Here is a 19,911-nt window from a genome sequence, read left to right on the forward strand (position 1 = left end):
CGGTGCACGTGTGATGACATCCAGCCTGAAGATCGAAAACCAACTTGTTGGCAAGAAAATTCTTGTAACGGGACACACCGGTTTTACCGGAAGTTGGGCATGCCTTTGGTTGACATCTATCGGTGCGAAAGTTGCCGGTTATTCTCTGGCTCCTGATACATCCCCTTCGCTCTATGAGCAAATGGGTCTGGATCAGGACGTCGACAGTACGCTGGGCGACATCTGTGATTTCGAATCATTGCACAAGGCCGTCGAAGCCTTTCAGCCTGAATTGATTCTCCACCTGGCCGCCCAGCCCTTGGTGCGCAAATCCTATCGCGAGCCGGTTCAGACGTTCCTCGTCAATGCCCAGGGCACCGCTCATGTGCTGGAAGCGGCACGCCTGGTCAAAAGCGTGCGTGGTGTGCTGTGCATCACCACTGACAAGGTCTACAAGAACAACGAGTGGGCCTGGCCCTACCGCGAAAACGACCCGCTGGGTGGCAAGGATCCGTACAGCGCCTCTAAAGCTGCAGCTGAAATGATCATTCAGAGCTATGCGGCTTCCTATCCTTTCTCCGAAGGGCAGGGGCCGGCGATTGCCACCGCCCGCGGCGGTAACATCATCGGAGGTGGCGACTGGTCGGAAGATCGCCTGGTGCCTGACTTCGTCCGCGCCGCTATCGAAGGTCAGCCGATGACCCTGCGCTACCCGGACGCGACTCGCCCATGGCAGCACGTCCTGGCGCTGGTACATGGTTATCTGGTGATCCTCGGTGAACTGGCATCAGATAACCCGCAGCGCGTCGCCAAGGCCTGGAACCTCGGTCCTCAGGAACTCAAGCAGTACTCGGTCAGAAGCGTTCTGGAACTCATGAGCGAGCACTGGCAGCGCCCCGACCTCAAGTACATGGACAACCCACTGCCCGAGGCGGGCTCGCTGGCGCTGGACAGCTCCATCGCGCGAAACCAGCTGAACTGGATTCCCGTGTGGGATACCGAGGAAGTCGTTCGGCAGACAGCCATCTGGTATCGCGATTTCTACGCCAATCCAGAAAAAGCCCGCGAGATCACGTTGGCCCAGGTCAACGAATGGCGCGCGGGCATCCAGGAGTGATCTATATCCTGGGCGGACGGGGCAGGTTGGGTCAGGCTTTGTCTGCGCTCTACGAGCCGACCGAGTTCGTCTGCCTCGCCAGGGCGGATTATGAGGCTTGGCCAACAGCAGGTGCCGACGCTGTCAGGTCGTACTTTTCCCAAGTCAAATCTGCACCTTCGGTTATCTACGTCTGTTCGGGTCTGCTGGACCCGCGCCTGAGCGACGAAGCGTTGCTGGCAGTCAACTATCACCTGCCGCGCACGGTGATCGAAGGCATTGAAGCTCTCGGAACGAAAGTCGTCACGTTCGGTACGGCCATGGAACATGGCCTGACCGACAATCGCTATGTCAAGAGCAAGGTCAGGCTCGGCGAATTCGTGGAGCAGGCCAACGCGGCGGGTGCGAGGGCGACGCATGTACGCATCCACACGCAATACGGTGAGGGCGAGCCGAGCTCGTTCATGTTCCTGGGGCAGATATTGACTGCGCTGCGCAGTGATACCGCCTTTGCGATGACTTTGGGCAAGCAGCTGCGTGAATATCACCATGTGGAAGATGACGCGCGGGCCATCAAGGCTTTGGTGTCGAGCGACGTTATCGGTCCGGTAGACCTGGCCCATGGCCAGCCGGTAACCCTGCGCAGCCTCGCGCAGGCCGTCTTCGAATCCCAGGGCAAGACTCATCTTCTGCAGGTAGGCGCCGTACCGGAACCTGCGCAGGATAATTTCGACAGGGTCTTCAGCGTCCCTGAGTCACTCAAGACCCATTCGTTCAGAGACACGCTGCCAGCGGTCGTTGAATACATGAAGTCAAGGATGAATGGTTAATGCAAGGTTCCGATACGCACATGCTTGAATCAAACAAAAAGCCTTTGGTTTCGATATCGATTCCGGTCCTCAACGAGTCGGGCAATCTCGCAAACCTCTACAAGCGCCTGGTTGCACTGGGCACGAAGATGGAAAGTCGTTGCGACTTGGAATTCGTTTTCTCTGACAACCACTCCGATGACGCAACCTGGGACATGCTCACCGAGCTGGCCGCAACCGACCCGCGGGTTCGTGCCATCCGGTTTTCCAAGAACTACGGTTTCCAGCGTTCGATTCTCGCTAACTACATGCATACCAGCGGTGATGCCGTCATGCAGATCGATGCCGATCTTCAAGACCCGCCCGAATTGCTGGAAGCGTTCTTCGAACGCTGGCAGGAAGGTTTCGACGTCGTCTATGGCGTGCGCCGCAAGCGCCCGGAAAGCTGGTTGCTGAACAACTTTCGCCGCGTGGGCTACTGGGCAATCGACAAGGTCAGCGAGCATCCCATCCCTCGCGATGTCGGCGATTTTCGCCTGATCGACCGCAAGGTAGTCAACGTACTGCTCAAGACCAAGACCGCCAACCCGTACCTGCGGGGCATGATCGCAGGTATAGGTTTCAACCAGACTGGCATCGCCTATGACCGCGACGCGCGGGTGGCTGGTGAGAGCAAGTTCAACGTCAACCGTCTGGTTCGCTTGGGTCTGACGGCGGTGTTCAACCATTCGACCGTGCCGCTGCGAGCCGCTTCCTTCGTCGGCAGCCTGATCCTCGCAGCGAGCCTGATCGGCGCACTCTATTACGTGATACTCAGGTTATTCCACCCTGAGCTGCCGCCTGGTCTTGCCAGCATTCACATCCTGGTGTTGTTCGGTATTGGCTTGAATTCATTCCTGCTGGGTATCATCGGCGAATACATTCTGCGTATCTATCTGGTCCTGCGCGCTGACCCTGTCGCGGTGATCCAGCAAAGTCTCAATTTCGATCCCTCCGATCTCAAATTATAAGGAGCGTAATATGAAAGCTGTCATTCTGGCCGGTGGCCTGGGTACTCGCATCGCAGAAGAGTCGGACACCAAGCCAAAACCGATGGTCGAGATCGGCGGCAAGCCGCTGCTGTGGCACATCATGCGTTCGTACGCCAATCACGGCATCAAGGACTTCGTCATCTGCCTGGGCTACAAGGGCTATGTCATCAAGGAGTTCTTCTTCAACTACTACCGCCACATGTCGGACATGACCATCGACCTGTCAACCGGCGATACGCAGATCCTCAACAGCCAGGCCGAAGACTGGAAAATCACGCTTGTCGACACCGGCCCTGAAACCATGACCGGTGGCCGTCTCAAGCGCGTTGCTCCCTATTTGAACAACGAAACGTTCTGCCTGACCTACGGTGACGGCCTGTCCGACATCAACATCAGTGCCGAAGTAGAGTTTCACCGTCAGCACGGCAAGTTGGCCACCGTTGCTGCGGTCCAGCCCCCTGGTCGTTTCGGCGTACTGAACATCGACGCCCACAATGCCGTGTCGAGCTTCGAAGAAAAACCAAGCGACGAGATTGGCTGGATCAACGGCGGCTTCTTCGTCCTTGAGCCCGAAGTCATCAAGTACATCGATGGCGACAGCATTTCCTGGGAGCGCGAGCCGCTGACAAACCTGGCCAAGGACGGACAACTGTCTGCCTTCCACCACACAGGTTTCTGGCAGCCTTGCGACACGCTGCGTGACAAGCGCGAGCTCGAAGCCCTGTGGGCCGCCAACAAAGCCCCGTGGCGAATCTGAGCAAACACATGACTCAAGCGACAGCGGTAAAAGAAAGGCGTTGGATCAAGCACCTAATAGGGGGCGGCATCACGCTCATCTGTCTGGCGGCGATTTTCCGTCTGGTGAAGTTCTCCGAAGTAGTTGACGCCCTCAAGCAGTTCGAATGGCATTACCTGATTCTGGGTGTGCTGTCCCTGGCGTTCGGCTACTGCGTGCGGATCTTCCGCTGGTCAGTGATGCTTTCGGCTACGGGCAGCAAGGTCAGCTTCAAGAATTGCGCCGCACCGTTCCTGGGTGCGATTGCGCTCAACAATGTGCTGCCGCTGCGTCTGGGTGACGTGGTTCGTGCGCTGGTATTTCCGAGCGCCATGGGCGTGACGAAAACTGCAGCGGCGACCAGCCTGGTGGTCGAACGCCTGATCGATTTGGTCACACTGCTGGCCTGTCTCGCCTTGGGCGTGCTTGCCATTCAGACGCTGCAAGTCCCGCCTGCATTGCGCGAAAGCGCAGTGGTGCTGGCATTGCTGGGTGGTATCGCCCTGGCCGTAGGCTTCTTCTTCTCCGGCAGTTTCGCGCGCTTGTTCAACAAGCTGGGCGGCGGCACTGAAGCGAGCAGGGGCTCGGCCAAACTGCAGCAGATCTTCCGCACCATCGCTGGCCTGTTCGAAAGCTTCGACGTGATGTCGCGCCCGCGCGTGCTGGGCTCGATGCTGCTGTTGTCGGTACTGGTCTGGATGGGCGAGGCGGGCCTGTTCTATTTCGCCCTGCAAGGTCTTGGCCTCGAGGCGACGCCGTTGATGGCTCTGCTGGTCATGGCGATCACCACGCTGTCCACGCTTGCGCCGTCTTCACCCGGTTATGTAGGTCCGTTCCACCTCGCGGCATTCACCGCAGTTTCCCTGATCGGCGGTACCTCCGCGCAAGCGGGCAGTTACGCCGTGATCGTACACCTGGCGCTTTGGCTGCCGACCACCATCGTCGGTGCTCTGGCCATCTGGTCCCGGCCGGCTCTGTTCAAGGCCGCCCGCAAGTGATCAAGACCCTATCCATTCTGGTAATCATCAATGAATAACTACGACGTAGTGATTGTAGGGGGCGGTTTCACCGGCCTCACCGCAGCGTATGTGCTGGCCAAGCAAGGCAAGAGCGTACAAGTCATCGAAGCGGACTCCACCCCTGGCGGCCTGGCCGGTATTTTCGAATTCGACGATGGCGTGCGCGTAGAGAAGTTCTACCACCACTGGTTCAACAACGACGTGTTCGTACCTGAGCTGGTCAAGGAACTGGGTCTGGAAGGCGACGTGATTCTGCTGCCGACCCGTACCGGCATGTACTTCAACGGCCGCATGTGGAAACTCTCCACGCCGCTGGACCTGCTGCGCTTCAAGGCACTGTCCTTCGTCGACCGTATTCGCCTGGGCCTGCTGGTGTTCCAAGTGCGCAAGATCAAGGACTGGAAGTCCATCGAGCACCTGAGCATTCGTGAATGGCTGGAAGGCATGTGCGGCAAGTCGGTGTACAAGGTGGTCTGGGAGCCGTTGATCGACTCCAAGTTCTCCGTCTACGCCGAAGCGGTCAACGCCGTGTGGATGTGGAAGAAGCTGGTACTGCGCGGCAGCACCCGTAACGACAAGGGCGGCGAAGAACTGGCCTACTTCAAGGGCGGTTTCGGCCGTCTGGCCGAAGCGCTGGTCTCGGCCATTCGCGAGCACGGCGGCGAAGTGACCCTGAATACCAAGGTCCAGGGCCTGGTCACCGAAGGCAAGCAGATCACCGCCGTGACCACTGACAAGGGCGAGATCGCCGGCAAGAAGTTCCTGTTCACGCCGTCGTTCCCATTGATCGCCGACCTGTTCGAAGGCAAGGCCGACGACCAGTGGCTGGCCAAGCTGCGCCGCGTCAAGTACCTGGGCAACATGTGCCTGGTGCTGCGTTTGAAGCACAGCCTGTCCGATACCTACTGGCTGAACGTCAACGACCCGGGCTTCCCGTTCGTGGGCGTGATCGAGCACACCAACTTCGACACCCCTGAAAACTACAAGGGCACGCACATCGCCTACCTGTCGCGCTACCTGGCAACCCAGGATCCGGTGTGGGGCTATAACGACGAACAGTACCTGGACTTCGCCTTGGGCCACCTCAAGCGTATGTTCCCCAAGTTCGAGAAGGACTGGGTAGTCGACTACAAGGTATGGCGCTCCGAATACGCACAGCCGGTGACCGAGCGTAACTACTCGCAGTACGTGCCAGACGCGTCGACGCCGTACGACAATGCCTTGATCTCGACCATGGCGCAGATCTATCCGGAAGACCGTGGTACCAACTACGCCATTCGCGAAGGCCGAGCCATCGCCAAGCGGCTGTAAATACGGTTGCACAGGTAGGGTAAATCTCCGGGTGTCTGACCAGTGCAGACGCCCGGAGCCGTTTTTGAAGGGTCCCATAAAGGATGATGGGTACGCTCATCTTGGAGAAGCAAATGCACGCAGGAAATGTGCCGTCAAAGCTGATGGTCTGTTTGATGTTCGTGGCTTTGGCGCTATTGGTAGCGCTCAACATCGACGCGCTGTGGGGGCATGCCGTTGACCTGGCCCACCACTACGTACTGGTGTTCAGGATAGGCGAGCAATTCAACCTCGGTAATCCCACCGATCCCTCCATGGGCGAGATGAATTTCTACCCTCGGCTGAGCCACATCGTGGCTGCGGTCGCAGGCTTCATAGTGGGTTCGCCGTTGCTCGGCTTGCACCTGACCGCGCTGCTTTCACTTTTCCTGATCTGGTTTTGCTACGTCTACCTGCTGGGCACGCTGCCGCGTGCGTTGGCGGTTGCGAGCATCGTCTGTCTTGCCGTGCTCTCATTTCTCAACAAGCGGGTCTTCCACCTGGAAGTGCACGGCGCAGAGCTGGTCGACAACTACTTCTTCTCTCAGTTGATGGCGCAAAGCGTGACCATGCTGGTAATCGCGATCGGTCTGCTGTCCGAGCGCAAGGCCGGCCGCTGGTGCGCCTACTTCGTGCTGGTCATGGGCATCTTCATCAACACCGGCATACACCTGTTGCCCACCCTTGAGCTGCTGGGTGTGCTTGGTTTTGTGTTACTTGTGGATGGCATCAAGGTTCGCCGTTCGGACCCGCGACTGAGGGTCTGGCTGCTGCCCGCACTCATCGTCCCGGCCTGTGCGTTGGCTGGCGTACTGATCAATCCGGCATTCGCTGCCATGCGCCAGATCGCGGATAACAACGGCGGCCTGGGCTTTGATCGAATCAGCTACCCGGTGGGTTTGATCACCGTTTGCCTGGCTGTAATGGCGATGTCCATTACGGCCGCGTGGGCCTACTTGCGACCACATGGCCAGTACGCCTGGCCCGTGCTCAAGTACCTGTCGGCGCTAGGCATGGCCATGGCCACGCTCTGCCTGTTGCAGATGGTTCTGGCGCAGTTTGGCTATGGCTCCGATTACGCAGTCAAGAAGTACGGAAACGGGCTGCTGACGCAATTGTTGGTGCTTGCCAGTGTCGGCTTGGGCGCTCTGGTCCTGCGTCGGCCCCGAATCCGAGCGTTGCAGTTGCCGGGTTGGCTGTTTGCACCCAGCGCGGCCGTACTGTTCTTCTGTATCGCAACCAACGCCACGCCGCGCAAGAGTGATTTCGACGTGTCCGAGCTCGTACAGCTCGAAAAAAGCATGACCGGCTTGCTGGCCAGCCAGTACATACCGGCAGTGTCGCCCAAGCAGGATGTGGTGATAGGTCTGAGCAAGGAGCCGACCTTCGACTACATGTTTACCTTGGCGATCGCTCGTACCTCACGCAAGTACGCCACACCTGAAATCTTCTACACCCACGCCATTACCGATTTCAGCAAGTACGACAATGTCATCACCGCGCCCGGTACTCCCCGTTATGACAGCCCCCAGTGCCGGCGCAACAGCAACCGTCTACTGGTAGTCAACTCGGCCGCGTGCCTGGCGACGTTGGCGCAAGAGGTTGAAAAGCAGCAGACCTCCTTCGATTTCACCTCCGACAGCACATTGCCTGTGGGCAGCATCGACGGTTTCAGCGTTCCAGAGGCACACGGGCGCTGGATGCAGACCCCACGCGGACGCTTTACTTGGCTTCGACCCAGCGTTGCTCCCAATACACTGAAGGTAAAAATCACGCCTTTCCTGAGCGCCGCTCATCCGCGACAAAGACTGTTGATCAAGGTCAATGGCCAGCGCGTGTATGAAGGAGAGTTTCTCTATGAAGGCCTGGTAGAACCCATTCAGGTTGCAATCCCGGCACCCACCGAGCGTGGCTACGTGGTCGAGTTCGACGCGCCCGACGCCATCTCACCCAAGGCACTGGGATTGAGTGAAGACACTCGAGAATTGAGCTTCTCGGTTAAGGAATTGACGTTTGAGTAACAGCAGTCCTTCGCCAACTCCTGCCGACATCCATCGTGGGCGAGATAGAACGGGGTATCGCCTTAAACATTTCCAACCCGCCGCTGCCGGCCTGACAGCCCCAGCGGTAAGCATGCACGGAAGTCGACTTTATGCGTGACACGAAAACCGTACTTCACCAGCCGCAACAACGTCATATGGGCGTCTACGTAGGCATTTGCCTGGCCCTGCTGTTCCTCTATTTGCTGTTGAGCCGCCTGGCGCCCGTGCGCGTGGGTGATGGCTCGGAGTACTACGCCATGTACCTGGCCTGGCGCGATACGCTGCGGCCTTGGATGAACCCCGCATCGTTCGCCTCCTACCAGCAGCTCTATTCGGAACACGGCATCGCCGATCTGGTCACGCTGGAGTGGCTGCAGACCGCGTTTCCTGCACTCCAACTTAGTGACATGGCTGATTTCAACCACTTCTGGTTCTACAGCTTCCTGGCCTTTGTCGTCAGCAAGGCAGTAAGCCTCGTAGGGCTGGTTCTTGTGCCCCACCAAGCGTTCCTGGCGCTGCACTGGCTCTTGCTATGCATTACCGGTATGACCGCTTACCGGTTGTATGGAAAGCGCGGCATCGGCGTCTTCACGGTGCTTACGCTTTTCTCTCCCATGCTTTGGTTCACAGACAAGGTTCACACAGAAGTGCTGACCTACTGTCTGACCTTGATGGGCATCATGTTCGTCTTTTCCAGGCTGTACCTGGCGGGTGCGTTGGCCATCGGTATTGCCGCCACGCAAAACCCGAGTTTCGCGCTGGTAGCGTTCATTCCGTTCGCCTATCGCTTCGTGCTGTTGCGCACGCAACGTTTCACCCTATTCGAAGTGTGTCTGGTAGTCGGCACCGCCTTTGCCGTAATGGCGCACCCGGTCTACTACTTCCTGAGATTCGGTGTGATCACACCGCAACTGCTCGCCGGTGGCGCTTCCTTAGGCAGTAATCTGTCGACGTTCTATATCTGGATCCTCGATCCGGACCTGGGCCTGTTGCCGAACTGGCCGGTAGGTGTGTTCCTCATCCTGACCGCTGTGGCGCTGTTGAAATGGGCGAAACCCAGAGCCGGGGAGGGTGGCGACAGGGCCTTCTATGTTTTCCTGGGCGCCTTCTTCCTCATCAACTTCTATGCTCATTCATCGACCATAAACCTCAACTCCGCAGGCACCCCGGGTGTCGCCCGCTACTCGCTGTGGTACCTGCCGGCATTCTTCCCGGTTGTCTATTTCGTCGCACGCTGCCTACCCTTCGGGCGCGTCATGACAGCGCTGTGGACCTTGGTGCTACTGGCTCTAGGGATCTATGGCATACAGCAAAACAATCCCGTCAAGCCCGAGCAATATTCGTCTCCTTCGTGGTTGTCCAACGTCATTCAGACCAACGTCCCAGGCATTTACTACCCGCCAGCCGAAGTGTTCACCGAACGCTACTCCGGGTATGGCGAAGCCATCAAGGTGTTGAAGCCGCGTGCGGTACTTGGGCCTGACTGCCACAAGCTGTTCGTCTTCGCAGGCCAACGCGAGCGCATGGTCACAGCACCGTCGTTATGCACCCTAGACCTCAAAAAGCTGGAGAATCTGGTAGAGACCGACTTCGCGGGAGTTACCGAAGACCAGTATGTCCAACTCAGCAAAGACCAACTCGCTTCTGCCGCATTCATAATTGCCCCCGGTAGCTATCAGGTAGGCACCAATGGCACCGGCTCACCCATGATAGGTGATGGCTGGTTTGCTACAGAGCCGTGGGGACGGTGGTCGAGCGCGAACGCTACGCTGGTATTGCCGTGCAACCCGGCGCAACCCTATGCAGGGAAAGAGAGCCTCAGCCTGAGCCTGCACGTCGAAAGCTTTGCAGATCAACCTGTACAGATCAGCCAAGACGGCAATGTTCTGTTCGACGGGGCTTTGCCTGCGGATGGCTTGATCCCGGTCAAGGTGAAGGTGGATAGCTGCAAAACCCCGATCCTGACACTGGATGTGCATGTAGAGAATGCGAAGTCAGCGCTTGAGCGAGGGCTGTCGGATGATCCCCGGCGGCTGGGCGTAGGGTTGCGAGGAGTTGAGCTGTTGCCTTAAGGAAAGATGCATAGCCTAGCGTTGACGCTAGGCTATGCATGATAAATGCCCGAAGAACGCGATCAGGGCTGCAAATGCGTTTTCCGATCAGCCAGATCGGATGAAATCTTGCGAGGATTTGCCACGGCAAAGGTGATTCACCCAATCTCTAACGCGAGTTCATCAAACCCAATCAGCGTGCCCAATCAATTGAATGAACCCGGCATCCCCTTGGGTCAGTGCGACGGACTCTTCCACGTTGGCGATATCAAATGCCACCTGTCCGCGACTTGTACCTGTGTCCAGCGAGTGGACCCAATAGGCCAAACCGTCAGCATCGCTGCCTCTGTTTAGCACCTTGTGATAAACATGGTCGACAAAGGCTGCGTTGCTGTCATCGGGCAGGCCCTGGGAAAATTCGGCAGATTGCACAAATGCATTCGCAACCTGGGTACCGGTCTCGCTCGCGGCGCCTTGAGACAGCCAGTACTTCAGGCCTTCGGTATCGGGAATACGATCCAGAATGGTGTACAGACGACCAATGCTTGCCTGCGCTGCGTCGAGAATGAACAGCTCGCGATCTGCGAAATCGAGCACGTTGAAGCTATCAAGATTGAACTGCGCAGTAGATCCCGAGGACCGGCTGACTGATAGCGTGTCGGTATCGAGTGCGCTGATCGTGTAGGCGGATGCAACATCGTTGAAAATGAAGGTGTCGATACCAGAGTTGCCGACCAGATGGGAAACCCCATTGCTATCAAGCCTGACTTCCTGCTCACTGATCTGGTCATCGCCAACCGTGCCGGTGGCCAAGCCTTTGCCCACCACCATATCCAGATTGTTCCAGGCGTTATGAGCCACGATCTTTATAAATCCCGTCTCGCCTTGCGACAGGTCGCGGCTCTCGCGCGAATTCAGGAAGCTATCAATGACCGCTGTTCGACTCAAACCAGCCTGCTGCAGCGTGTTCCAGTAAGCCACACCTGCGTCATCGCCTGTGCGATGCAGAAGGGTCTGGTAGAGGTCAAGCACAAAGTCTCGATTATCTAGCCCGCTGTAGCGCTGCACCACTTCAGCGGAATTCAGAAAGGCATCGCGAATCTCTGCCTGCGAACTGCCCATCGCCTGTTGCGTCAGCCAGTGATTCAAGCCCTGGTAATCAGGCGTGCGTCCGAAGAGTGTATAGAGCCTGGCAACGTCAGCCTGACTCTCGGTGAGCGCGATGTGATGAAGCTCCGAGCCGAAGCTTAGCGAGACAATGGCGTCACTGTCGGCGTTGAACGTCCCGTATCGGCTACGGAAAGCCATCAGCACTTCGTCGAGAGTGGCGGTTTGGTCCATGAAAGCCAGCTTTTCGATGCTTGAAAGCATGTCCACGTCGGAAGTTTGCGCATCGTGAACGCTGAGGGTGCCTTGGCTTAAAAGCTCGGCTTTGTAAGTTGCAAAGTATCTGGCACCTGCTTCGGCATACATCGCTGTGTCCGTGCCGCTACCACCATTAAGCATGTCCGAGCCAGTCCCACCCATTAGCCGATCGTTGCCATCGCCGCCTTGCAGTTGGTCATTGCCCGCGCCCGCATCAAGAAAATTACCTATTGCATTGCCGATCAGCGTATCTGCGCCTGCACCGGTGACGGCATTCTCGATGACCGTCCCGCGTGCGATTGCAATATTCGATAGACCGCCGTATACGCTGGAAAAAGCTTCGCTTCTCAAATCGACTGTCTGGGCGCCGACATAGGTGCTCACGTTGATCGTGTCGTTGCCGCCCGAATCATAGATCGTGGCTACCCGGCCGAGCATGAAGTCGGTTCCGGTTGTGGCGTCAGCCGTGTCGAAACGGTAAATATCATCACCCGTACGGGTGACGGCGGTGCCGTACAGCGACTGGATGGCCACGATGTCTGCCAGCATGGGGGTCACGACGTAGCCAAAAGAAGCATTGGAATACGTATTCTCGTCCTGACTGAAGTAGGACATCACCGAATACTTCCAGCTGTCCTCCTGGTAAAACGCATTGTTGGGAAAAGCCGCGCTGCCGTTGTAATTGCCCGCATGGCCCAACCCCAACGCGTGGCCGATTTCATGAATGTAGGTTTGCACATAATACGAACCGTACTTCACCCAATCCGAAGCGACGTTGACGCTGCTGTTCGAAATAATGCTGCCTGCATAGTTGGAGCTGGAGTAGGCACCGCTTTTGTTTTCGCTAAAATTGATCGCGCCGGCGGCGGCTGTTTCCACGAATTTGATGCCACTGACGTTTGTCCAGGTTTGCAGCGCATACTTAGCAACAACCTGCGCGGTTGAGCTCAACCTGGCCAGGTTGACGGTGAGTGAGCCACCAGCATGCACGTCAAAATGGTGCTGGGAGCCGCCAGTGGCGTCGTGCCAAAAGCCATCGGTGAGGTAGCTTGCTTGCTGGTCCAGCGTCAGATGCTGAAGCTGGGCTTGGGAGGTGGGTGTCTGTGTGCTCACACCCTGGCTGGTCGCTCCGTTAACCCAGAGTTGGGTGAGCGCATCGCACATCGAACACATGTAAAAAACTCCAGGGCAGGCATGTCTGGCCGTGTCAAGAACGTAAGAATCGGGGATGAATCGGTAATGAGTTCAAGCCGCTGAGCCTGGCTTGAAGACGGGCGTTGTGTTTCGCGTACGTCTGACCGGCCTTGGTCTTAATGACGGTGCTGCTATTTGCGAAGGTAGGTCACGGCACGTCCGACGACACACGATGCCCATTCCTGATGACCTTATCGGCATGCTTTCTCGTGACTGAAGGGGGGTGTTCCTCGAGTCGACGAAATACACGTGGACGACACTGGAGGGGGCTTTTCGGGTGATCTGGCGCTGCCGTAAGGGCGTGCGAAAGCAAATCTTTGATGCCTGAGCAGGTGATAAAGAACGAGCCGAAGTCCGAATCAACCGGTTTGGAACGAGGGAAGTCGGTCATAAAAAGGGTACGTCCCTTGGTAACCCTAGCTGTACGAGAACTTGAAGTACGCTCTGCGCGAAAAGAGTTGTCTCAAACACCGTACGGAACAGCTCAACGCGATGTGATTGCAGTAATCACGTCGTTCAGCAATTGCCAAATCCGCGCTTAGGGTTACGTCACGCCCACACTGTTGCTGGCTCGTTCGTCCAGCGCTGACGCCATATTTATCCTATCGTGCAACCTGCCAAAGCTCTGTGCTGCTATGGCCAGCTTTAACGCCACCTTACAAGTAGAGCGCTTCGCCCAACAAACCGTTCAGAGACACCAAGACGATAAGGTGCACTTCAACGGACCGGTTCGCGCCGAGAAAATAATCTCCATTCAGGCGAAAACACAACTCTGTGAAAAGCGGTTCCTAGATCTGGACGTGCAAGACACGACCGTTAGATCGGCCCTAGATTGTGGACTGTCGAAGAATGCAGAGGCACTAGGGGGTTGCTGAGAGTCCAAGTGTTACGTTTAAGGAAAAAGAAAGGGCCCAGCGGCTGCTGCTGGGCTTCGCGGGTAAATACGTTCAATCTCAAAGGAGATCTTCATGGTCAAAGAGTAATCAAACAAGTGTGAGAATTACTTAGCTAGGGCGCCGCTGGATGCATTATATCGTCGGATTATTCGCCTCCTGTAGTGCTTCAATTTCGACTTCAATGAGCCTAAGTTGCGAGGCCGTATGCTGTCGGGAAGCCTCAAGAAGCTTCATCTTGGTCGAATAATCGGCAGTAGATAGATCAGGGGGACTAGACAATGTTCCGCCAGATGCTTTGATAGAAACTACCTGCTCATGTAATCCCGCAACATTCCGATGACCCAATGAGTTTTGAGAGGCATGCTTGCGTTTAATGATGCAAATTGAATTAACAAATTCGATGGAGTGAATTTCTGATAGTAGAGCTTCGCTGAGCGCCGGAGTCAGGTCATAAGCCGCGAGGTACTCAGTTCTGGTTTGACGGACCTGCCAGTGCTCGAAATTTATTATGTCAGCAAGTTTCTTAAAAAAAGCCATCGCGGAAAGCGGGTAATTAAGTCCGCCCTCCCAATCTGCCCAATAGCTGCAGTGAAGATCTTCAGCTATAAAGATTCCACCCTCTTTGATATGAGCGAACATATCGGAAAATGTTTGGATGATATCCAGACTTGTATGGGATCCATCGTCGATTATAACATCAAAAGATTGAGAGATCTCCAGGATTTTATTTTGCGTATCTTGTTTTTTTATATCACCAATAACAATATTTATTTTGGTGGAGTCGTAGGTTATCGAGGCGCATTTTTCGTTAATGTCACAGCCTGAAATGGAGGTAGCATTTGGAAAGTATTGATCCCAGATCTCAAGTGAGCCACCATTTTGAATTCCGATCTCTAGAATTGAGATTGGCTTGTGCCTGATAGGGCTTAATAATCTATCGTAGTGGTGTAGATAACTTTGCCACTTATCTGAAACTCGCCCTGTGTGTTGAGCGTAAATCTCGTCTAATAACATATATTTTCTGCTCTCTAGGACTAAATCGTTAAGAGGCGTACGCACGGTCCGGGGTAGGTCTATCAGACACCAGTGCTCGGTATGCGCTGATGGCTACTGGCCGGGCTTCCGACATCAAACGTTGTCGGAAGCAGGCTCAGAAACGCGAATCGGCCTATTTGTTAGCGGTTTGTCATATTGTACTTAGTGCTCTATAGAAATTGTTCTTGTGAGATACCCCGAATTGGTAACTAGCTACTTTAACCTTTAGTCGCTGGTTTTCAAGATCTGTAAGGCGTTGGAGTTTGTTGGCTATCACGCTTTTGATTGAATAAGTACCAAACACTTGGGGGCATTCCAAGATGAACCGTGAGTTTGACTGAAGCAAGACATAGTCAGGACACTCGTGATTCAGTATTGATGTATCCACTGATGCACTGCTGTGAACTTGTACCACGCGGCCAAACAATAGTGTAAATGGCTTAACTAAGCTGTCCGAAGATGAACTGCCAAAGATGACTAGGGTGCTATGTATTAACGCGGATGAATTTTCGAATATGACAATTTTACCATTGTTGCTGATATGATTGCTGAAAGTCACTGTTGAGGTTGAATTAGCAGTGTTGAAAGCGATTTTAGGGTGCAACGGTGGGGGAACGAGCTTTTCTGCCAAATCTCCCCTGCTATGATCAATGGTATAAGTGATTTTCGTGTGGCGCTCAAAGGCTTCTATGTCCAGGTTTAAGCTCGAAACAACCTGCGTAAACGCCACATAAGCACCATAATCGGTCCAGTGGGTATCGCCTTTCCAATAGGTAAGAGCTTTGTGTTTAGTCAGCTCCGCAATCGGATAGATAAACCTAGGATTCGCTTTGAAAATTTCGAAAAACTGATTGGGTGTGCTTTGTGGGCTGGATGTATGCGGATAGTACTCAGGTAGTATATATTCCTTCCCTGGTGCAAGCAGAAATCGCCATTTAGAACAACGTTGATCAGCATCCACTGAAAAATGCTCAATATAATTTAACCAGTCAAGCTTGAGTTGATCAGCTAAAACTATTTCCCCAGTGTACTGCTCTACGCTATTGTTTGTATCGTTATCTAAGAACAGCCATCCCTCCCGCCCTACTTGCACCTTGGAATCTTCCTCAAAAAAGAATGTGCCCAACCAAGATGGACTATCTTCATGTCCCACAGCAATATCAAAAGAAGATACATCTGAAAAGGGGATGTCAGTGACAATGCTAAATCCACATCTCACTACATCGTGGAGACCTTCATACCCTTCTGAGAGAGCTTGCACAACATCAGTTCGCTCAATGTCAATAGGGCTACTAAATCGCCGACCGGCGATATCTATTAAGATATGCGTAGCTTCGTGAACGCTTAAAACCCATCCACTGATGGTGAAGAGAGATCTATCCACCGGGGTTTCGAAGCTAGGTGCCGGCTCTTCGATGTTCCAAGCATGCAATAGCTCAGAGACGCTTTCGGCCGTGCTCGGGACAAAATTTCGGAGGGTAGCCATAAATTAATGATCTCCAAAGGTGCGTTGTCGAACCTGTTCTTTCAGCTCATCAAGGCGGCTCTTGCATTTCTCAAAGAGATCGTTCGTTATAACAGAGTCTCGAGATTCAGCGTTCGTAATAGCAAGCGTGTGTGCTCTATCGGTACAGTGAAGATAATCACCGATGTAGAAATTTTCGCTCAAGGAAGCCCAGTCAGTCGTCGTCTGATCAAAGATTTGCAATGTGAGGTAATAGTCTTCCATGAATTTCTGGTCTGGAAAGTATTTCAGTACGCTGGAATCAAACTTTGACTTGTCCAGCATAAAGCTATGGAGTGGGGCGTGGTTTGTCTCTAGGAATTCTTCATACGTAAAACCGTATTCGTATGTTTTATTCCTTTTGATGAAGCGTTCTGACTCAGATTCATATGTCGTATCATACACTCTTCCAAACGTAGCTCTGCTGTTGGTTGTTTGAAGCCTATTTATCAGGTAGCTATAGGAGTCGCTGAGCATCAAGTCATCATGGTCCAGGAAGGCCACATAATGCGAGGTGGCCGCATTTAATCCATCATGCAAAAGCCTGGCGCGAATATCTTGCGAGTTGTTATGCGAGTTGAATCTCATAATAGATGTTTGGCTGTACGGAGAATAGTTAAAGCTATTGCACAGCGAGGTTAATGCTTTGAGTTGCTGCTGAGATAGATCTTGGGCGCATATCAAAGGCTTGACTATGCACGAATGAATGGCTGCCAGGCTTAACAGCGCATTTCTGAGCTCACTCAAATTGTCATTTTTGTGAAATCTGATTATGGTTGTCACCTCAGCTCTCTGGGCTGGGTGTGACGTCGTAACTTTCGTTGGAAATACCCGGGCTTTGTGGCATATTTTAAATGTTTTGTCTCTGTGGCCCACGGGGATAAGGATGACAGAATTGTTGTAAGCGCTTTCGGAATGTACGGAGCAATGACCAACATCTTTCTGTAGCTCTTGTGACACGCCGTACTCATTCGATATGATAACGGACCCTGTGTTGATTGAGTGAGCCCTTTGCATCTCGTTTATGAAGCTTTCAGTTATCAGTGCCAGTTTCCTAAACTGTAACTTGAAGGATGGTTTGTGGTGTGAAAGCTGAACGATCGGGCATTTCAATTTATTCAGTTCTTCGGCAGCGAACTTGTTACTTAGCACAATTTTCAGTTTGCTTTTGCGAATAGAAGCAGCTAGTTGTTTGAAGAATTTTAGTTTGGTCAGGGAATCAGAGTCCAGTTCCTGGATAAGATAATCAGGGATCTCAATTTCGATGCATGTTACGGTTTTTGGATTGGAGCTATGCCCGTTATCTCCTGAATATGAGATATTAGACAATGCTCGGCCTACACTATTCAGATACGCGTATCCAAAGTTTTCATCTGGTTCTAAATGCGCACCCTCGGCCCATTCGTTCCAGGCATTGATGACGACTATCTGGCGGTCAGTTGGAAGATTTTCTTTGGTGTAGGAAATAGCACTTTCAAGCCAGTTCTGAAATTTTTCAGGTGTGCTGTCATGTACAATATGGGCTTCCGAACCATAACGTGCGGTATTATCCCAAGCAGGAACAAGGCTTCTGAAATATTGAAAATCTTTTGCACTGTTCTGATCCATGTAGTAGCTAGCTACGTCATCGTACTTGAGAACACTGCCATTTACTGGCCAATATTTATGCAGTGTATCTCTAATCTCTGGCGCGTTACCGGCTGTCCAGTCGTGCAATACCCTCTCCAAGGCACCGTCCATGCCGTAGTCTCTTGGATCAGTAGCCCCTCTGGTCATAATAGCCGTGATGTACAGGGGAGGTATGCCATGTTCTGCACATACTTTGTTCCAGGTAGTAATGTACTGCTCGGGATTTGGAATGGATGATGGGCGGTAAACGTAAAGGACTGGCCGACCATCAATCGTGATGTAGCGACTGTCTTTCAAAAATGGCACTAAATAACGAATAAATGCTTCAGCATCTTCTTGCGAATAGTTTTGCGATAGCAGGACTTCGGAGTCGTTTCCATCCCAGCGCTTTGTCCAATTCTCATTGGCCCAGCAAAAGCAGTAAGGCATGTTCACATCTTTGTTGGAAAGCAACATACGTGCGGGCTCTTCCAGAATCAATTTTCCCGAGAACCAATAATGATAGAAGATCTGGCCATGCACACCAGCCAGTCTCATAAGCTCAGCCTGTTTTTTTAGGACGGCAGGGGAGTCCAGTAGATAATAACCGATGTCGTCATGTGGGACATGCTGCTGGTAGTGCTCACTGAATAAAGGCGTTGAGGTCTTGACCTTTGTCCACTCGGTAAACCCTTTGCCATGCCACTCGTCGTTTTCAGGGATAGGGTGGAACTGCGGCAGGTAGAAGGACAAGACCTTTATAGTATTTTCATTTATTAACTTGGTATAATTCCTTTGCGGTTCGAAATACAGCTTCCCAATATCGCTTTGACCGTTGAGAAGTTTCAGTATTTTTCCGGGAGCGTTGCGCCCGCTTATCAATATAATACGTTCTAAGGCGTGTGCCAGAGTACCATCGGTCGGTATAGGTTCTTCTGGAAAACTTTCCCAGCCGAGAGGCATAGAGAGGAAAGGCGAAATCCCCTCTTTACTCGCCCAGAACATTGAACCCTCAGGGAATTCTATTTTTGGAAAGTCCGAGATATTGATATCGAGATGTTCGTGTAGCACTTCTCGAGCGATGTCATAATTTCCGGCCCAGCCTGATGGGTCTTTGATATAATAAGTTTGGCCTTCGGGGTATACAAGCTTGGTCTCGCTATTTATTAAGCTCAGTATCTTGTGTACTTTGTCTTTCGAGCCTAGCAGTGAGTTGAGTATCTGGTCGCCCCAGCTCTCAAGCTCTTGGGTATGTGTGCTTTTCTTTGTATGAATATGACATACGGCGTCATAGGCCTGAAGTTCGGCGCCGAATTCTATGATAAATGGCGCAAGATCCCTGCCTTTGTTTGGTACCGTTTTTATGTTAAGTTCCTGTATGTTGCTGACGTGTTTAGCTATTTCTTCTGATATTTCACTAGTTGTGGTACATGGAGTAGATACAAAAAGGTCGAAAGCAAGAGGTATGTTCTTAAGATGCTGAATCATCTTCTGGAGCATGTCGGGGTAAAATAAGTGCAAGTGTACAGCAACTGTCATACCGTCGATGGATTGCGGTGATCCACTATGTACTGAGCTTTCCAAGTAGTACGGGATACTCGAAACATTCTGCGACAAAAAGGCTTGTTCAGGCCACCCACCTTTGCTGAAAAGCCTATCAATGCTATTGATTTGGGTTCTAAGTGCACTGACTTCTTTGCGTATGCTATCGCGGAAAGTCTGGAAGGAATGCACTCGTTTTTCATGTTTTCCGAACATATCGAAGTGTTGTTGCGCAGACCCGAATACACCGTCTCTTACAGCTTCTTCGATATCAGGGTATACATTGAGATAAATAGCTTCATCAAATGCATCTGGGTCATGATATTTGTTGGCTACTATCCGAGTAAGCATTTCGGAGCGTCGAGCGGATTCGTTCAAGGTCGCTAGTATAGGGGCTCTCAATGCCGCCATATCTTTCATGAGCTTTTCCTGAATAGTATCTGCCTTCTTGGTTTTCTTTTGTATTCGCTGTTTGGCTAGACGTATATTGTATTCAACTATCTTTCCGAGCTCAGGATTTTCTTTTCTCGCACGCTCATAGCTTTTTATCGCACCTCTATAATCTTCAGAGCGAAACTGTTCGTTAGCGATTGAAAGGCTGGTCTTGTTTTTCATGATGTGATCACTGTAAATTCA

12 protein-coding genes are annotated in these 19,911 nt (G+C 53.1%); 8 read left to right on the plus strand and 4 right to left on the minus strand.

Features of this window, described 5'->3' with window-relative positions:
* The first annotated feature begins 13 nt into the window (after positions 1–13).
* The 8 genes from rfbG (at position 14) to IFT80_RS02865 (ending at position 10,152) form a co-directional block, all read left to right on the plus strand.
* Positions 14–1,096, plus strand: a complete 1,083-nt coding sequence (gene rfbG / locus IFT80_RS02830; RefSeq protein ID WP_185793502.1) for a CDP-glucose 4,6-dehydratase — start codon at positions 14–16, stop codon at positions 1,094–1,096.
* On the plus strand, positions 1,093–1,905 hold the full coding sequence (locus IFT80_RS02835; RefSeq protein ID WP_192136702.1) for an NAD-dependent epimerase/dehydratase family protein: 813 nt from the start codon (positions 1,093–1,095) through the stop codon (positions 1,903–1,905). Before rfbG ends, IFT80_RS02835 begins: the two co-directional genes overlap by 4 nt.
* Before the next feature lie 20 nt (positions 1,906–1,925).
* The gene (locus IFT80_RS02840; protein WP_197975698.1) at positions 1,926–2,894 is read left to right on the plus strand and encodes a glycosyltransferase family 2 protein; all 969 of its coding nucleotides are present in this window, start codon (positions 1,926–1,928) and stop codon (positions 2,892–2,894) included.
* A gap of 10 nt (positions 2,895–2,904) precedes the next feature.
* Positions 2,905–3,672 carry a glucose-1-phosphate cytidylyltransferase gene (gene rfbF, locus IFT80_RS02845; RefSeq protein ID WP_122714167.1) on the plus strand — a complete coding sequence of 256 codons (768 nt, stop codon included), beginning with the start codon at positions 2,905–2,907 and terminating at the stop codon, positions 3,670–3,672.
* Positions 3,673–3,680: 8 nt separating this feature from the next.
* Positions 3,681–4,688, plus strand: a complete 1,008-nt coding sequence (locus IFT80_RS02850; RefSeq protein ID WP_185793499.1) for a lysylphosphatidylglycerol synthase transmembrane domain-containing protein — start codon at positions 3,681–3,683, stop codon at positions 4,686–4,688.
* A gap of 30 nt (positions 4,689–4,718) precedes the next feature.
* Entirely contained in the window at positions 4,719–6,020 is a 1,302-nt protein-coding gene (locus IFT80_RS02855) for an NAD(P)/FAD-dependent oxidoreductase (RefSeq protein WP_185793498.1), read from the plus strand.
* Positions 6,021–6,133: 113 nt separating this feature from the next.
* On the plus strand, positions 6,134–8,059 hold the full coding sequence (locus IFT80_RS02860) for a hypothetical protein (protein WP_192136703.1): 1,926 nt from the start codon (positions 6,134–6,136) through the stop codon (positions 8,057–8,059).
* A gap of 131 nt (positions 8,060–8,190) precedes the next feature.
* The gene (locus IFT80_RS02865; protein ID WP_192136704.1) at positions 8,191–10,152 is read left to right on the plus strand and encodes a hypothetical protein; all 1,962 of its coding nucleotides are present in this window, start codon (positions 8,191–8,193) and stop codon (positions 10,150–10,152) included.
* Positions 10,153–10,314: 162 nt separating this feature from the next.
* Here IFT80_RS02865 and IFT80_RS02870 read toward each other — a convergent pair whose 3' ends face one another.
* The 4 genes from IFT80_RS02870 to IFT80_RS02885 form a co-directional block, all read right to left on the minus strand.
* Positions 10,315–12,669 (minus strand): DUF4214 domain-containing protein, encoded by a 2,355-nt coding sequence (locus tag IFT80_RS02870; protein WP_192057207.1) that lies wholly within the window; start codon positions 12,667–12,669, stop codon positions 10,315–10,317.
* A 1,049-nt stretch (positions 12,670–13,718) separates the two neighbouring features.
* Positions 13,719–14,600, minus strand: coding sequence for a class I SAM-dependent methyltransferase (locus IFT80_RS02875; RefSeq protein ID WP_192136705.1), 882 nt, complete (start codon positions 14,598–14,600; stop codon positions 13,719–13,721).
* 172 nt (positions 14,601–14,772) lie between these two features.
* Positions 14,773–16,107 carry an alginate O-acetyltransferase AlgX-related protein gene (locus IFT80_RS02880; RefSeq protein ID WP_192136706.1) on the minus strand — a complete coding sequence of 445 codons (1,335 nt, stop codon included), beginning with the start codon at positions 16,105–16,107 and terminating at the stop codon, positions 14,773–14,775.
* A 3-nt stretch (positions 16,108–16,110) separates the two neighbouring features.
* Positions 16,111–19,890: a glycoside hydrolase family 99-like domain-containing protein gene (locus IFT80_RS02885; protein ID WP_192136707.1), complete on the minus strand. Its 3,780-nt coding sequence runs from the start codon at positions 19,888–19,890 to the stop codon at positions 16,111–16,113.
* Positions 19,891–19,911: the final 21 nt, after the last annotated feature.

Origin of the sequence: Pseudomonas sp. CFBP 8771, from assembly GCF_014841695.1 — a bacterium.
GTDB lineage: Bacteria > Pseudomonadota > Gammaproteobacteria > Pseudomonadales > Pseudomonadaceae > Aquipseudomonas > Aquipseudomonas baltica.

Bases quoted from the DNA above. Each gene is read 5' to 3' on its own strand.
- rfbG (WP_185793502.1), top strand. From the start codon at position 14: ATGACATCCAGCCTGAAGATCGAAAACCAACTTGTTGGCAAGAAAATT.
- IFT80_RS02840 (WP_197975698.1), top strand. From the start codon at position 1,926: ATGCTTGAATCAAACAAAAAGCCTTTGGTTTCGATATCGATTCCGGTC.
- rfbF (WP_122714167.1), top strand. From the start codon at position 2,905: ATGAAAGCTGTCATTCTGGCCGGTGGCCTGGGTACTCGCATCGCAGAA.
- IFT80_RS02850 (WP_185793499.1), top strand. From the start codon at position 3,681: ATGACTCAAGCGACAGCGGTAAAAGAAAGGCGTTGGATCAAGCACCTA.
- IFT80_RS02855 (WP_185793498.1), top strand. From the start codon at position 4,719: ATGAATAACTACGACGTAGTGATTGTAGGGGGCGGTTTCACCGGCCTC.
- IFT80_RS02860 (WP_192136703.1), top strand. From the start codon at position 6,134: ATGCACGCAGGAAATGTGCCGTCAAAGCTGATGGTCTGTTTGATGTTC.
- IFT80_RS02865 (WP_192136704.1), top strand. From the start codon at position 8,191: ATGCGTGACACGAAAACCGTACTTCACCAGCCGCAACAACGTCATATG.
- IFT80_RS02870 (WP_192057207.1), bottom strand. From the start codon at position 12,669: ATGTGTTCGATGTGCGATGCGCTCACCCAACTCTGGGTTAACGGAGCG.
- IFT80_RS02875 (WP_192136705.1), bottom strand. From the start codon at position 14,600: ATGTTATTAGACGAGATTTACGCTCAACACACAGGGCGAGTTTCAGAT.
- IFT80_RS02880 (WP_192136706.1), bottom strand. From the start codon at position 16,107: ATGGCTACCCTCCGAAATTTTGTCCCGAGCACGGCCGAAAGCGTCTCT.
- IFT80_RS02885 (WP_192136707.1), bottom strand. From the start codon at position 19,890: ATGAAAAACAAGACCAGCCTTTCAATCGCTAACGAACAGTTTCGCTCT.